Below are 14200 nucleotides of genomic sequence, written 5' to 3' on the forward strand. Positions count from 1 at the left end.
TAGGGAACCAGTGAATGGGGAACCAGTGAAGCTCAATTCGTTGCTGGTTCGCCGCGAAGCGTTTGGCGTGTTCGTCGACGAGTCACAAATTCCAACGCGATCACTGCCAGCCCACAGGCAGTCGCCACGCCCATCAGCCCGGCTGGCCAGGCTCCGATTTGGACGTACAGGCTGACTCGCCGATCACGTTGTGGCTGGGCTTCGATCACGCCGCTTTGGCCTTGGGGCAATCGCTGGACGACTCGGCCCGCCGAATCGATCCAAGCCGTGGGGCCGCCATTGGCTGCCGACAGGACGGGCCGTCGACAGCCCACCGCCACCAGTTGGGCACAACGCAGATGGTGATCCACCACAGCGGAATCGCGGAACCAAATGTCGTTGGTCAGCGTCACCAAGGCATCTGGCAATTTGGGGGTGGCACGCGAATTCAGCTCGTGCAGGTGATTGATCGGGATTCGCTCGACGGCGGTTTCGATGCACAGGTTTGGCATCAATGAGATGCCATCCAGATCAAAGCGTTCCGGTTGCGTGCCTCGATCCAGCCCCAATCCGGGCGGCACCAGGTCGCGGATCCAGGGCAGGCTGTGCACCAAGGGGATGGTTTCGCCGAACAGCACCAAGTGGTTCTTGGAGTATGTTCCAGCCAGCTTGCCCGCGGGATCGACCCACACGACCCCACTGTATTGGCTGGGATGTTTCGCGTACTGGACCAGCCCGCAGCCGCCGATGATTGCGGGGGGGACATCGCTGGGGAAATTGGAACTGGCGACCATCGCCAGTTGGAGATTGGTCGCTCGATCCAGGAAACCAGCCTGATTGTTTTCGACTGCGAAACGAAGCTGTTCAGGGGCCAGGGGTGGGAGCGAGGGATCCTGCATGAAATCGGGGACCGCCAAATCCGGGCCCGTCGTCATCCAAGGCATGCCTCCTGAAAACATGGATTCTGGCCACACGACCGCCGTCACCTCGGACTTTGAGTTTGCCACCGCTTCCAAGGCCATTTCAGCGTAGACGGCAAAAATCTCTCGCTCACGCTCAATGTTTTGCTCGTAGACCGTCAGCTGATTGCCACCCAGCAAGGCAATTGTTTTGCCGATGGGTTCCGTGGCGACTTGGAGGGCGACCGCGCCGTAAGCGATGGTGGCAATCAGCAGACCGCTGGCGATTGCGAGGGAGGACCAAGGCGTGTCGGAAGGTGGGCAACGGCGAACCACCCATCGGTTCATCGCTTCGAGCATCGCCACGTTGATGCAGACGATCACAAAGCTGACCGCGTAGGTGCCACCCAGATCCGCGATTTGAATCAGGATCGGCATGTCGGCCAACGCATGTCCCAGCATCAACACCGAGATTCCGGTGAACAGGTAGTTTCGAATCCACTCCAGTCCGACCCAGATCACCGCGGCGACCAAGCAGAATGGGACGCGGTTCCGCCAGGTCCTGCTGGTTTGATTCTGGCCTGTGGTTCGCCAGCGGCGCAGCAGGGCGACGAACAGAACCGGATAGATCGCAAGGTAAGCCGAGAGTGCCAACCAAGGCAGGAACATCAGCGGGTGAGCATGGCGGAGTCCTTGCAGACTGACCAACCAGTACACGAGCGAAGCCAGGTACAGGGAGCGCTTCCAGGGCGATTGCGGGTCGACTTCTGCAATCGCCAGAAGTGGCACCAGGGCCACGAAGACCAGCGGTCCCATGGCGATCGGTGGGCCCGACATCCAGAGGACGACTGCGAAGGCGAAGGACGCCGCCAGAAGCCACCGCATCGAAGCGGGGACGGCAGGAGGCTGTTTAACAAGGTCCGATGGGCGGGCATCGGACGCAGAAATGGATTCGCTCAACGGAGGGGCTCACGTTCGCGGGCAGGTTGTAGGCCCCGTGAAATACCAGCCCAACCGCGGGCCGGCAACCCGTTTCAATCGTTCGCAGATCGGATCAGGCCTTGGCGGCACCAGGCCAGAACCGTTTCCAGCGACTTTCGTTGCCCGCTTGGCCATCCGGACCGCCTTCGTCGTCCGGGGTGAGTCCAGCGTCTCGGTGAGTCAATCGATGGGCAACGTCCCGGAAAGCCTGGGTCAAGGCTGCCTTCGGGGCTTGCGTGATCAACGGCACACCGTTGTTGCGGACTTCGACCATCGTTCGATAGTCGTTCGGCAGCAGCGCGAAGATTTCTCGGCCCAGCGTTTCCTTGGCCTTTTTCAGGCTGATCTGTCCCGCGTCCAAACCGGCTCGGTTGACGATGATTTCGACTCGATCGGCGAGACCTTCGGTTTCGTCAAAGCTCATCATCAAACGCACCACGTTGCGAAGACACGGCAAGTCCAATTGAGTGACCAGCAGCACCTTCGACGCCGTTTCAATCGCGATCATGTCCAGCGCGTTGTAGGTCTTCGACAGGTCCACGATCAAGTGGGTGAACGAAGCTTTCAACAGTCCAATCACCTTGCGGAGGCTTTCCGCGTCGATTGCCTCGAGGTCATGCAGTTCGACGGGACGCGGCAGCAGGTACAAGCCGCTGGAGTGTTTCGTCAATGACTTCTTGAGCAGTTGGATATCCAATCGCCCGATGTTTTGAACGACATCGGCCAGCGTGTAGTCTGGAATGGCATCCAGGAAAACGTCGGCATCGCCCAATGCCAAATCCAAATCCAACAGAGCGACGCTGTTGCGGCTTTCCTCGGCCAACACGCAACCCAGGTTCACTGCGGTGCTGGTCGTGCCAACGCCACCTGTGGCACCGGCGATCGCGATGACTTCGCACGAACGACTGCGAGCGTCGCCACCGCCAAACTTGGTTTGGCTGATTCGGCCGAGCGCCGATGAAAGCTCTTCTTCCACCAACGGCAGCGTCAGGAATTCACGTGCTCCCGCCCGGATGGCCTGCAGGATCAGTTGTCCATCGCTGACGGCACTGGTCGCCAACAATGCTGTGTCTGGTGTCTCGCGAGTGATCCGCTCAATCAGTTTGATTGCTGCGGTGGAATCCGTGTCCAGGGAGATGACTCCCACATCCGGAGTCGTTTGGTCAACGATGTCCGGGAAGAACTCGTAGCGAGAACAGTCTGCTTCCAACCAAACGGTGTCCATGCCCAACAGCATGGCTTTGAGTGTTTCGCGGGACGAGTCGTTTGGATCGACCAAGGCCAATCGTAGGACGTTACTCATAGCTGACTACTTCGATAGACGGAGAAGATTTTCATGGGGAAAGCCCGACGTTCCGTCGGACAACATGTTGGGGCAACTGGATTTCACTCAAACGATCATCGGTATTCCGGTTGGCTGACGATCACTCCATCCGCGATCTTCGTTGGTTCGGGACCGGGAACGATTGCTCCCGGAGGAAGCAACTCACCCGCCCCAAAGCGATTGTTCGTAGGGCGTTGAGGTGCTCGTGCCATTTGCGGTGGGTAATACCCAGCCGGGTTGGGCATCGCTCGCGGTGGAGTGTTACGTGAGGCTTGCGGTGACGGCATCGTGGGGTCAACGATCTGGCCTTCTTGGTAGCCTTGGCTGGGGACACCGTTCATCGGGGCGTGATAGATGGGCGGCTGATGCAGCATCGGGCCGGATTCAATCTGTCCACCGTGGAAGCCACCGGTGACTCCAGGTTGCAAGTTGGGGTTGTCGCAATCGTTGGCCTTCAGATTGGGCACTTCGATGTGACCCAAGGCATAGAACTCTTTGTCATCCGGCGAGTGTGTGTTCATGCCAGGACCGCCGCGAGGCACTTCGTGAGGGTCCATCGCTTCCACCAATTCGGGCGTCACCATGATCAACAGTTCGATCTCGTTGCGACGCTCTTGCATTTGGCGGAACAGCGATCCGACGTAGGGCAGACTTCCGAAGAACGGGGTTCGGCTGACGGTTGATTCGGTGCGGCTTTGCAGCAAACCCGCCAAGGCGAACGTTTGCCCTGCTTGCATCTCGACCGCGGTTTCGACGTACCGAGTCGTGAACGCAGTCACGTTGGTACCGTCGATCGTGATGGCACGTGAGGAGTCGGGCTCACTGACTTCGGGGCGAACCTCCAGACGAATGCGTCCGGGGCCGACGACGAAGGGCAAGAAGTCGATGCTTGTGCCGTAATCTTCGTAAGTGACTTGAACCTGGCCATTTTGACCGGGAATGATCGTTGGGATTCGTCCCCCCACGGTGAACCGAGCGGGACGACCGTGTGTGGCAACGACAGTGGGTTCAGCCAGCAGCTTGACCATCCGTTGTTCCTCCAAAGCTTTGATCATCGCTTCGAAGTCCCCGTTGACATTGAACCGCAGGTTCGTGTCCCCAGATGGGACGGGGCCGAACGTTCCGTTGTCGCCTTCTACCAATCCGGCGGAGACATCCAGGATTCCACTCGGACCATTGAGCAACACGAAGTTGTCGCTCAAGATGGCGAGGTCAACTCCCAACTGCCGAAGCTTCGTGCGGCTGATTTCCATGATCTTGGTGTGCAACAGAACCTGTTGGATCCCAACGACTTGGATGTTGTTGATCACGGTCGTGTAGAACTGTTCGGTGATCGCCACCGCTTTGTCCACGTCATCGACGCTGGTCACGTATCCCGAGATGATGGAAGACTCACCAATCGGCGTCACGCGAAGTGATGCCAGCGGCAATTGCGAATTCAGGATGCCTTCGACTTCGCGAGCGTCTGCGACGACCGTGACATCGATCGTGTACAGCTTGTCCTCGGTGTCCCAGAGATTGATCTGGGTGGTACCGGGCGTCTTGCCGAACACCTGGATTTGGTTTTCAGAGACTGGTGTTGCTCCCAGGACTTCCTCGTTGTGAACTTGGAAGCGCGGGATGCGTTCGCCGAGCGACAGAATGCGGCTGCTCTTGACGATCAGGTCCATCCGTTCGACGGATTGGTTGATCTGATGGTCACCAGCGGCGGACGCGAGCGTTGTAGCAGACTGCGCCATCACCGGCTGGGAAACCGCGATCATCGCGAACCCGAAAACGGCCGTGATCAAACAGCGGACCGAACGGTCGCGACGGGTAAGAAAAGTGCACACTCGCATCTGAGGCATCCTTGCCGGGGCGGGTCGAGTTATTCATTCATCTCCGCGAGAGTTCGTCCATGAACTCTCGGCGATCAGCTCGTCGCGGTGAAGCGATGGGCTGGGTGGCAGTCCGCTGGGTGGCGGGCTTGCCTAGGCGTCAGTGGTGAATCTTGTTTCGTTGGTCCAAGAGCTTCAACGGCTCGTGGGACCAAACTCTTTGGTCGGCGGGGCATCTGCTTCGGAACGGTCCGAAGGTCCGCTGTTGTAGAACGGGCTTTGTGACCCATTCAGATAGCTGTAATCGGTTGGTGCACTGGGTTCATCCAGTTCGTTCTCGCTAGGGAGGGGATAATCTGCCCCCGGGCGAGTTCGCAGGTCGGTGGTCGTCTCTTCCAAGTCGTCACGCCCTGATTCGGCGAGCACCTTGGGGACACTGGATCCTTCTTCAATCCAGTATTCCGTCAGCACGCCACCGGACATTTTCAACATCTTGAATCCCCGCTTCTTTTCTTTTTGTGGGGCTCGAATGGAAGGCGTCACGATCGGCGGTTCCACGCGGTTGCTCTCTTCGACGCGTTGTGCCTGAGCGATTTGATAGTCCGACAGCCAACGCAAGAAGTCCTGTCCGGCGCCGCCACCTGACGCACCGTCTTGGGTTTCGTTGATGTCGCTGGGGTTGCCCAACGTCAACCGAATTTTGCCCAGTTCGCTGGCATAGGTCCACGCGGGGGTGTCTTTCTTATGAATCAGCAGCGAGATCGAACGAGCCGGTTTGGATTCGACTTCGGGATCGACTTCGCGTTCGGTCCGGCCGTCAACGGCGAAAACTCGGACACCTGTCAAAACGGTTTTGGCGGTGGTCTCGGGGATCAACTCGCTCTTGATGAAGTACGCCATCACGTCGACTCGGTCGCCAGGGCGAACCAGGGTGGCAACGCTACTTTCAGGATCCGCACGCATCGAGACCACGCTGAATCCAACTGGAATCGTTTGGGAGGAACCATTGGCATCCGCCATCAGTTTGACTGGCATCACTGGTTCGCCCTCGTAGAAACGTTGGCGAGCGAATTTCCCTTCGACGTCCTCGAGGTTTCCGCTAGCGCCCGTTGGGACGCGGTCCGCGGGCCATTGTTCGAGTCGGATTTTGTCAGCCGTGATTTCTTCTGCGATATCAATGGTCTTTGAAGTCACGAAGATCTCAACCGTGGCGACCGAACTTTGACCCGTTGACTGAGCTTGCATCCACTGGCTCACACCGATTGCGGCGATCGTGCCGCAGACGCAGGCCAGGATGAGGAAGACTGATTTGTTTCGCATGGCAATCGGGTGGGTAACCAGAGGTGACAGACTGCTCGCGTTGAATTCGGCCGAAAATTCGATCGCCCGCAATGAAAGCGTCACTCACGGTATCGGGTGTGAGTGTTCAGGAGCTAAACACACTTGGGGCAACCGAGTCTCTTTGCGCAATCGTCACAGATTGACAAAGGGTCGTTTGGCTTCGGATTTCCAACGCCTGGAAGGAATTGCCCCGGCATCTGGGGCATAAATGACGACAGGCCGCATGGGGGATCCATGCGGCCCTCGACTTTCAATCTGAATCAGACCAACTGGCCAGATGCAGCGAAGTAGATGATGGTCCCGATGGCCATGGGGATGCCGTAGGGCAACAGGTACATCGTTGGTTTTCGCTCGCGGGCAATCGCGGCAAGTTGTTCCGGTTTGCGGATCGTTCGCCACTCATTCATGATTTTCCAGAACTGAGCGTAGTGTTTCACCCAAGCTCCGCTCTTCCAAATCATGAACGCTGCCATGATGCCGCCGACGATTGCAGTCGCAGCAAAGGCTTGCAGTGTGATCGTGGTACCGCACCAGGCACCGATGCCTGCCAGCAGTTTCACGTCGCCAGCTCCCATGCCGCCGACGTTGCGAAGCGGCAACAGCAGCATCATGCCGACGAAGGTGCCAAGCAAACTGTAACCCAAGCCCGGCATTCCGCCTTGGATGAAACAGTGTGCCCAACCGCAGATGATGAACGGGAAAGTCAACCAGTTTGGGACTTTCAAAATCATGCCGTCGATGACAGCTGCAACAATGAGGACCACCGTCACGAACCAAATGGTCCAGTTTTCGGTGATGCCTTGAAGGAGAGTGTCCATGGTGATTTCCCCGTGTTTCTTCGGCCGAAACGTTCGTGCAACGTGTCGTCCGTTGGTGGTTCAAAGTGGATGGTGTGTGTGGATGGCGGTGAACGTGGTGGTGAATTCCGGTCGTTATCGGATGGATCAGCGAGGACCGATCATCCAGCTCAACATTGCGAACAGCAACGTCACGCCACAGCAGGCCAATTGCCAAACGTGGGCGGCAGCGTCTGCAGGAATCAGTGGGTAGTTCATTCGCTCAATGCCCAGGGGCAAACTTGGAAGGTGTGAAGTGAGTGGCAGCCAAGACATCCATTGAACTCGCAATGTCGGACCGTCTCATTTCGGTCCGCAAGGTCTTCGCAACAGGGCTCCCCCGAAGGGCGATTCCGAAAGGCGACGAGACGAATCTCGTCGCCGTTCGGGATGTCGCCAAATTGACGGGACAAGCCCGCCAGGTCAGGCTCAGTTGGCAGCGATGGCAGCGCCAGCTTCGCCGAACTTTGCGTTGGCATTGGAACCGATGGTGGTCACAGCACCGATGCAAACGACGATGATCAGAGCCAACAAGACGGCGTACTCAACAGCCGTTGGTCCGTCTTCTTCTTTCAGGAAAGCAACAACGTTTTCAGCAAACTTTTTCATATCTAACTCCAGACAAAAACGGGGGCCACGATTATGTCTCGTTAACCCGGCGACAAGGTGTTAGTCGACTCAATGTGAGCCGACCCAGGTGACAACAGCCTTCGTCAATGGAAATCAAACTGACAAGCCTCGGTTCAAACCCATGCGTGTTTCAGAACGAAACAGCGATGGGCTCTTTCCACGGCAACCCGGCTTTCCTGAAGCCAAGCCAAATCGCAGTTTGCGATCGGCCGACTCACGGACCCGTGGTTTTGCGTGCCGCCCTCTCGGACGGTTTGCCTTTGTCAGGGAACTTCGGCTGACCCCGTCGAATACCCCAAGGCGACACACCTTCGACTGTTCGACGTGGCAGTGAATTGCCATTCAAGGCAACTCACTTTCTCACTACCGAACACTACGACAGAAAACGGACGTGTCAAAAAAGATTGGTTGGCCAAACCTTAACGGCCGGGCAAGATGCCGGGTCGCTCCGGTTGTAGCGATTGGGGGATCGTTCGCGATTGCGAAAACGGCCCATCGCGTCCGGATCATTGAAAAGTCCAGGACCCCTCGGTGCTGTTGATGCCAACCCCAGCGATGGCGGAGTCAGTTCTGGGACGGCCAACCAGGCAATTGGAACTTCTTCTGCGTGTTGGCGGTGTGCTCGCTGTAATGCCGCTCCATTTGCTTGAGCAAGGCGCCCAGAGTTGGCCAGCGACTGCCGGGGACTTTGTCATCGGTGCCATAGCCATCCAGCAAATAGGCAAATCGCCGGCTGAATTCGCTGACACGTTGCATCTGGCGAGCTTCCTCTGCGCCCGACCAATTCGGATTGGCGAATCGATAGTCCGGCGGCATTTGGGCCGGATTCAGATCCATGACCGGGATTGCAGCGTCAGCTGTGTGATACATCTGCGAGAAGAACTGCAATTGCCGCCCCATCATGTGTTCCACGTTCCAACGTGGCGTGTGAGTACCGTTGGCGGGTTGGAAGTTCATTTGCTCGGCTGTCAATGCAGAGAAGACTGCTTGGGACTCGGAGCATGACTTTTCCATTGCAACGAACATTTTGTCCATCGCCTCCGGCATCACCCAAGGTTGAGGCGAGACGTTCCACCAAACCGCTGGTGACTTCGTCTGGGATTCGGGCGACAGGGATGAGATGGCGACCGTGTTGTGGTTTTGCGAGCGGACTTTGGCTGAGTCGGGAGCGGTTGCTGACTCTGAGATCCAGTTTCGAACCGTTGTTGGCAATGATTTGCCGTCTTCTGCCGCGAATCGCTGCAAGTCGGATCCGATGACCGCGTCGATGTGCTCGATGGATTCCAGCGTCTGAGCGTCGCAATCCGGCCCCGCCACAATCAGATGGACACCATCCAGTTGAAGGTGGACCGCTTTGGTGCCCAGCAAATTCACTCGGATGTCATTGGGCGTCTCGGATACGTCGCTTGTTTGGGTGTCGCTGATTGCTACCGATTGCCAAGTCGGTTTGGCTTGGTTGGCTGGGCGGCGGAGAAGGTAGGTGCCTGCCTGACCCAGTCCAACGGTTGCGTCCGTTGGCGGAATCGCATTGGTGTCTGAATCACTGGCTGGCGTTGATCCGGCAGGCGAGGCGGGGGCGTTCTGAACCGCGACGCTCAGTCCCCAGTGCGCCTCAACCGTCACCGTCCCCCCAGGCCACAATCGCACCGCGATCGGGTCTCCTTCGGCGGCATCCACGGGGGCAGGGAACCAGGCTGCTGGAAACAAGGCCAGTAAAAGTCCAGCAAAAACGAGTTTCGCTGTGGTTCCATTGCAGAAACAGATCGAATTCATCGCGATGGCCTATCTGGGTGCCGCGCGTCTTGAGTCGGCGCGGGCGATTCGTGGAACGTTCGTGAACGGCTATCGTAGCACGATCCCTTGAACACGTTTCCACTCTGTGATCGCCAGCGAGACGTCCAGTTGCCGGGCGAGTTGATCGCCGCGAAGTTTTTCGAGTTCCAAGCGAATCAGGTCATCGGAGCCGACGGGTTGTTGGTCCAATTCGATCGCGGCCTGCGTTTCTTCCAGTCGTTCCTGGGCCCACTGCAGTTGGCGGTCGATCAATCCAAGACGTGCGTTGGCAAGACGAACGTCCAGGACAGCCTGCAAGGTTTCATTGCGAACCACTTCTGCCAACGATTCTCGAAGCAGCGAGCACTGTTGACGGCGGCAGTTCAGATCGCTCGTGTTGGAATCGGGGGACAGGCACGAGAACAGACCTTTTCCCGTGGCCGCTGCGATCGCCAAACCAGCGCCGGGGCTGAGGGCCCCAATCAGTTGCCTGGCCGAGGACAGGTTGCAGGTTCGCATGCCAGCACACAATTGCTGGACCGCTTTCAAATCGTTGCGATTGGCCAGTGCGGTGCCAACGCTGGTGCCAGCGTCGACCGATCCGACGGAGGCGGCTGGTTGCAATTCGTCCACCGTCACGGCCACGGCGACTTCCGACTCGGGCCGACCGGTGCGACGAGCGAGTTCTTGGCGGAGCTTTTGGGTTGCGAAGGATTGTTGGATTTCCATGTCTTGCCAAACCAGCTTGGCTTGTTGCAGCTGCAAAACATTGCCATCGGGGACTCCCAATCGATCGGCTTCGTTGGCTAAATCGATCAAGCGGTTTTGGACCTTGATTCCTTGCTGAGCGATTTGCTTGCCAAGCTGGGCGGCGACCAAGCGGTCGTAGGCCTTGGCTGCATCGGCCGCGTCGTCGGCGCGGCGGCCCAGAGCGATCTCGGCGAGAACGGACCGGATCAGCCGCAACTGGCAGACAGCCGCTTCATCCTCACAATCCACCCCACAAGCGACCGACCGTGATTCTTGGTCGATCATGTTGGCTTCGGGCGAATGCTGGTGCGCCCACTGCATGACTTGTTGCCGCGTGTAGCTGACGATCGATCCCGTTTCGATCGGCATCGCCATGGCGTCCAGGACAACGGTGTTGGCTGGCAGCGGGCTTTCCAGCGCAAGAGTTTCCGACTTCGTCGATGTCAGCGTCGTTTCGGCCGCCGGAAGCGTGCCGCTTGCGGGCGGCGGATCGACGGTGGAGGGCGTTGCCCAGTCGGTGACACTCCCATGGGGCGATTGAGCGGACAGGACCGCCATGGTCGCCACACCAAAGATCAACGGGAGAATCCAGCGGTGGGCCGGGGATCGAGCGGCTGGAATCGCAAGTTTCACGGCAGAAAGCATCCCTGGAATGAACAGAGGCCCCCTTCCGTCCGTGAAAGAGTATTGCAGTGTCCTCTATCAGACGGGATCGGTCAGAGTTTGCATTGGAATCAGCGGACTGTTCCACGACTGCATTGGCGGGATTGCACCGGTTTGGACGAAAAAAACCGATGGTCCGGTCGAGCCGATCTTTCGCTAGACTGCGTCATTCGCAAAATTCCACGTTTTTCCAGCAACATGAATTCATCGACCGAATCGAAGTCCACCAACGACGGTTCCGTGTCGGAGGCTCAGTCAGCCTTCGACGCCATGACGATTCCTCAACAGCGCGCCGCTGTGTTCCGGTTGCAGGCCGGACGCGAAACGGTGGAAGCCTTCGCGGTTGCCTTCATCTTGGCTCTGTTGTTCCGGGCTTTCATCGCCGAAGCCTTTGTGATCCCCACTGGATCGATGGCTCCCGCCCTGATGGGGGCTCACAAAGATGTGTTCTGCGACGAATGTGGGCAGCAGTTCCCAATCGGGGCGAGCCTGGAAAACCGCACCCCCGCGCTTCAGAAAGTCGTGGTTGGCGGGATCTGCCCGAATTGTCGGCACGTGAATTCATTGGATTTAGCCAATGATGCGAATCAGCAAACCTTCAGCGGCGACCGGATTCTCGTCAGCAAATTCGCATACACGCTGAAAGAGCCCAAGCGATGGGACGTGATCGTCTTCAAGGTTCCAGTGAACCCCAAGCAGAACTACATCAAACGCTTGGTCGGTCTGCCCGACGAAACCGTGTCGATCCAATTTGGAGACGTCTACGCGAAATCGAATTCTGAACCCGATTCCTCTGAATTTGGTGAAATCCAGCGCAAGCCCCCTGAAAAGCTGCTGGCGATGAGTCACCTGGTTTACGACAGCCAGCATCAACCCAAGGCTCTGCTGGAGGCCGGCTACCCATCCAGGTTGCAACCATGGACCCCAGGAAGCGAAACGATTCCCACGGATTCTTGGAAGGTGACCGAGACTGCGGAGGGGATGACCGCGACGGTCGAGGCCGCCGAGGATGAAACCAAGTGGCTTCGCTATTACCACCATTTCCCGGATGAACAACAGTGGCGAGCAGCGATCAATGGTGAATCATTGGCGGACGTGGATCCACAAAGCGGAAGACTGATCACGGATTTCTACGCCTATGATTCGTATCTGAATGTCGCATCCGACCGAGTCTACGACGTCAAACCTTCCCCGGTCGGCGTCTCGCGTCTGAAACGCATGCTGGGGCAAACCCGCACTGCCGGTGTGTTTCGAAAGAGCTATGAGTCCGGCGGCGACTTGGCTCAGTTCCGAGGAACGGTTCAGTACGGTGGGTCGTACCACGGCTCCGGAGGCGTTCATTGGGTTGGCGATCTGATTGTTTCCCAGACCATCGCAACTTCCGACGATGCTCAACAACTCAGCTTTGAAATTGTCGAAGCCGGAGTGCGTCATGTTTGTGAAATCAATCTCCAAACCGGCGAAGCCAAGCTCACACTGGACGATGGTCAGGTGCATGCGTTTGACGGTGACAGCAATCTGCATCCAATCGCCGAAACCGCCGTGCGGGCTGGTCAGCAACATGACTTCCGGTTCAGCAACGCGGATGATGAACTGAGGTTGTGGATCGACGGTGACTTGGTGGCCTTCCAATCGCCGGCCACTTTTGATTTCAATTCCATTGTCCCACGCGAAGAGAACCAGCCCCGATATGACGGGCCGGGCAATCCTTTGGATGCCGCTCCGATCGCCATGGCTGTGACCGGTGGTTCGGCCACGCTGAACCAGTGGACAATCCACCGCGACAAGTATTACATCGCCGTCGACACCAGCGACGACGGCATGCTGGACTATGACATGGGAGCCTTGCGTCGCTTTGTCGGCGCTGGGGCTCGACCGGACGAAATTGTTCGCGACATTCAACTGCTGATGGGCGAGCCCACGATTTGGGCCGATTTCCCCGGTTGGCAAAGTCGCCGCGCCGTTTCCTTCCGGATGGAAGAAGACCAATTCTTCCCGATGGGCGACAACAGTCCCGAGAGTTTGGACGCACGTTGTTGGGCCGGTAAGAAAACACGACTCGGAAACTACGCCAGTCCCGACAAAGACGCCTACAAATTTGCGGACGTTTCGTATGTCCCGCGAGACCTGTTGGTTGGCAAGGCATTGCTGGTGTTTTGGCCGCACCCGTGGAAGTCGCCGTTGCCGTTTTGGCCCAACCTGGACCGGATGCAACGAATCAAGTGATTCACAGAAAGGAATCGAATCATGAGTGACGAATTTACCCCGACCTCCTTTCCCACCGAATCACCGCTGGGAGCCAACGTCGAACGCCAGTCGAGCGAGCCTGTTCTGGAAGCGGTCGGTTTGCAGAAAACCTACGGGCGACGTCGGGTCGTCGATGGAGTGAACCTGCACGTCGGTGAAGCCGAGATTGTGGGATTGCTGGGGCCCAATGGTGCCGGGAAATCGACCAGCTTTCGAATGATCTGTGGGCTCGTTCAGCCCGACCAGGGACGCGTGTACTTGGGTGGCCAAGACGTGACCGATTGGCCGATGTTCCGGCGCGCTCGAGACGGCCAAATGGGATACTTGCCACAAGAACCCAGTGTTTTCAAAAAACTGACGGTGGAGCAAAACATCTCGGCGTTGTTCGAGTTGCTGGGCGTGGATCGCAAGCAACGCAAAGAACGCACCAATGAATTGCTTGAAGAGTTCAACATCACGCACATTCGAAAGAGTCGTGCGGCGGGACTTTCCGGCGGTGAACGCCGCCGACTGGAGATCGCTCGTTGCTTGGTTTCCAATCCGCGAATTGTGATGCTCGATGAGCCCTTTGCCGGGATTGACCCGGTCACAGTGCAATCGATTCAAGGTGTGATTCAACAGCTTCGAGATTCCGGGATCAGCGTTTTGATCACCGACCATGCGGCCCGTGAAATTTTGACCACCGTCGACCGTTGCTATGTGATCTATCAGGGCCAAGTCCTGATCGACGGCACGCCTGATGAAGTCAAGCGGCACCCGAAGGTCCGCGAAGAATATCTGGGAGACCTCGATGCGGCCGCCGGTGGTCCCACGGGGCCACCCGCCGAGAATCAGTTTCGCATTGACCCTGCCCATTCTCAATCGACTCCCCCAGCTCCGTCCTCTGCTCAGTCTGCCGCCGCACCGACACGCCGCCAAGTGCCGCGGCGTCGCGTGACGGACGTCTGACAACCACCTGAT

11 protein-coding genes and 1 riboswitch are annotated in these 14200 nt (G+C 57.9%); of the genes, 2 read left to right on the plus strand and 9 right to left on the minus strand.

What is annotated here, in order from left to right; translation table 11 throughout:
• Positions 1-32: 32 nt before the first annotated feature.
• From lnt to PSR62_RS13670, 9 genes are all read right to left on the minus strand, one after another.
• Positions 33-1763: an apolipoprotein N-acyltransferase gene (gene lnt, locus PSR62_RS13630; RefSeq protein ID WP_443217427.1), complete on the minus strand. Its 1731-nt coding sequence runs from the start codon at positions 1761-1763 to the stop codon at positions 33-35.
• Positions 1764-1932: 169 nt separating this feature from the next.
• Positions 1933-3162: an AAA family ATPase gene (locus PSR62_RS13635; protein WP_274403558.1), complete on the minus strand. Its 1230-nt coding sequence runs from the start codon at positions 3160-3162 to the stop codon at positions 1933-1935.
• Positions 3163-3257: 95 nt separating this feature from the next.
• A complete protein-coding gene (locus PSR62_RS13640; RefSeq protein ID WP_274403559.1) occupies positions 3258-4922 on the minus strand; it encodes a type II and III secretion system protein family protein in 1665 nt (554 codons plus the stop codon).
• On the minus strand, positions 4882-5058 hold the full coding sequence (locus PSR62_RS13645) for a hypothetical protein (protein WP_274403560.1): 177 nt from the start codon (positions 5056-5058) through the stop codon (positions 4882-4884). The genes PSR62_RS13640 and PSR62_RS13645 overlap by 41 nt, the downstream gene beginning before the upstream one ends.
• Before the next feature lie 137 nt (positions 5059-5195).
• Positions 5196-6320 (minus strand): Flp pilus assembly protein CpaB, encoded by a 1125-nt coding sequence (gene cpaB, locus PSR62_RS13650; RefSeq protein WP_274403561.1) that lies wholly within the window; start codon positions 6318-6320, stop codon positions 5196-5198.
• 281 nt (positions 6321-6601) lie between these two features.
• On the minus strand, positions 6602-7159 hold the full coding sequence (locus tag PSR62_RS13655; protein ID WP_047813537.1) for an A24 family peptidase: 558 nt from the start codon (positions 7157-7159) through the stop codon (positions 6602-6604).
• Between the two features lie 447 nt (positions 7160-7606).
• The gene (locus PSR62_RS13660; RefSeq protein WP_007326629.1) at positions 7607-7786 is read right to left on the minus strand and encodes a Flp family type IVb pilin; all 180 of its coding nucleotides are present in this window, start codon (positions 7784-7786) and stop codon (positions 7607-7609) included.
• A gap of 179 nt (positions 7787-7965) precedes the next feature.
• A riboswitch (cyclic di-GMP riboswitch) is annotated at positions 7966-8076 on the minus strand.
• Positions 8077-8371: 295 nt separating this feature from the next.
• Positions 8372-9580, minus strand: coding sequence for a DinB family protein (locus PSR62_RS13665; protein WP_274403562.1), 1209 nt, complete (start codon positions 9578-9580; stop codon positions 8372-8374).
• Between the two features lie 69 nt (positions 9581-9649).
• Complete coding sequence (locus PSR62_RS13670) at positions 9650-10975, minus strand: hypothetical protein (protein ID WP_443217270.1); 1326 nt, start codon at positions 10973-10975, stop codon at positions 9650-9652.
• Positions 10976-11191: 216 nt separating this feature from the next.
• Here PSR62_RS13670 and lepB point away from each other — a divergent pair, with 216 nt between their 5' ends.
• Positions 11192-13219 carry a signal peptidase I gene (lepB, locus tag PSR62_RS13675; protein WP_274403564.1) on the plus strand — a complete coding sequence of 676 codons (2028 nt, stop codon included), beginning with the start codon at positions 11192-11194 and terminating at the stop codon, positions 13217-13219.
• A 21-nt stretch (positions 13220-13240) separates the two neighbouring features.
• The gene (gene lptB, locus PSR62_RS13680; RefSeq protein ID WP_274403565.1) at positions 13241-14188 is read left to right on the plus strand and encodes an LPS export ABC transporter ATP-binding protein; all 948 of its coding nucleotides are present in this window, start codon (positions 13241-13243) and stop codon (positions 14186-14188) included.
• Positions 14189-14200: the final 12 nt, after the last annotated feature.

Source organism: Rhodopirellula sp. P2 (assembly GCF_028768465.1).
GTDB lineage: Bacteria > Planctomycetota > Planctomycetia > Pirellulales > Pirellulaceae > Rhodopirellula.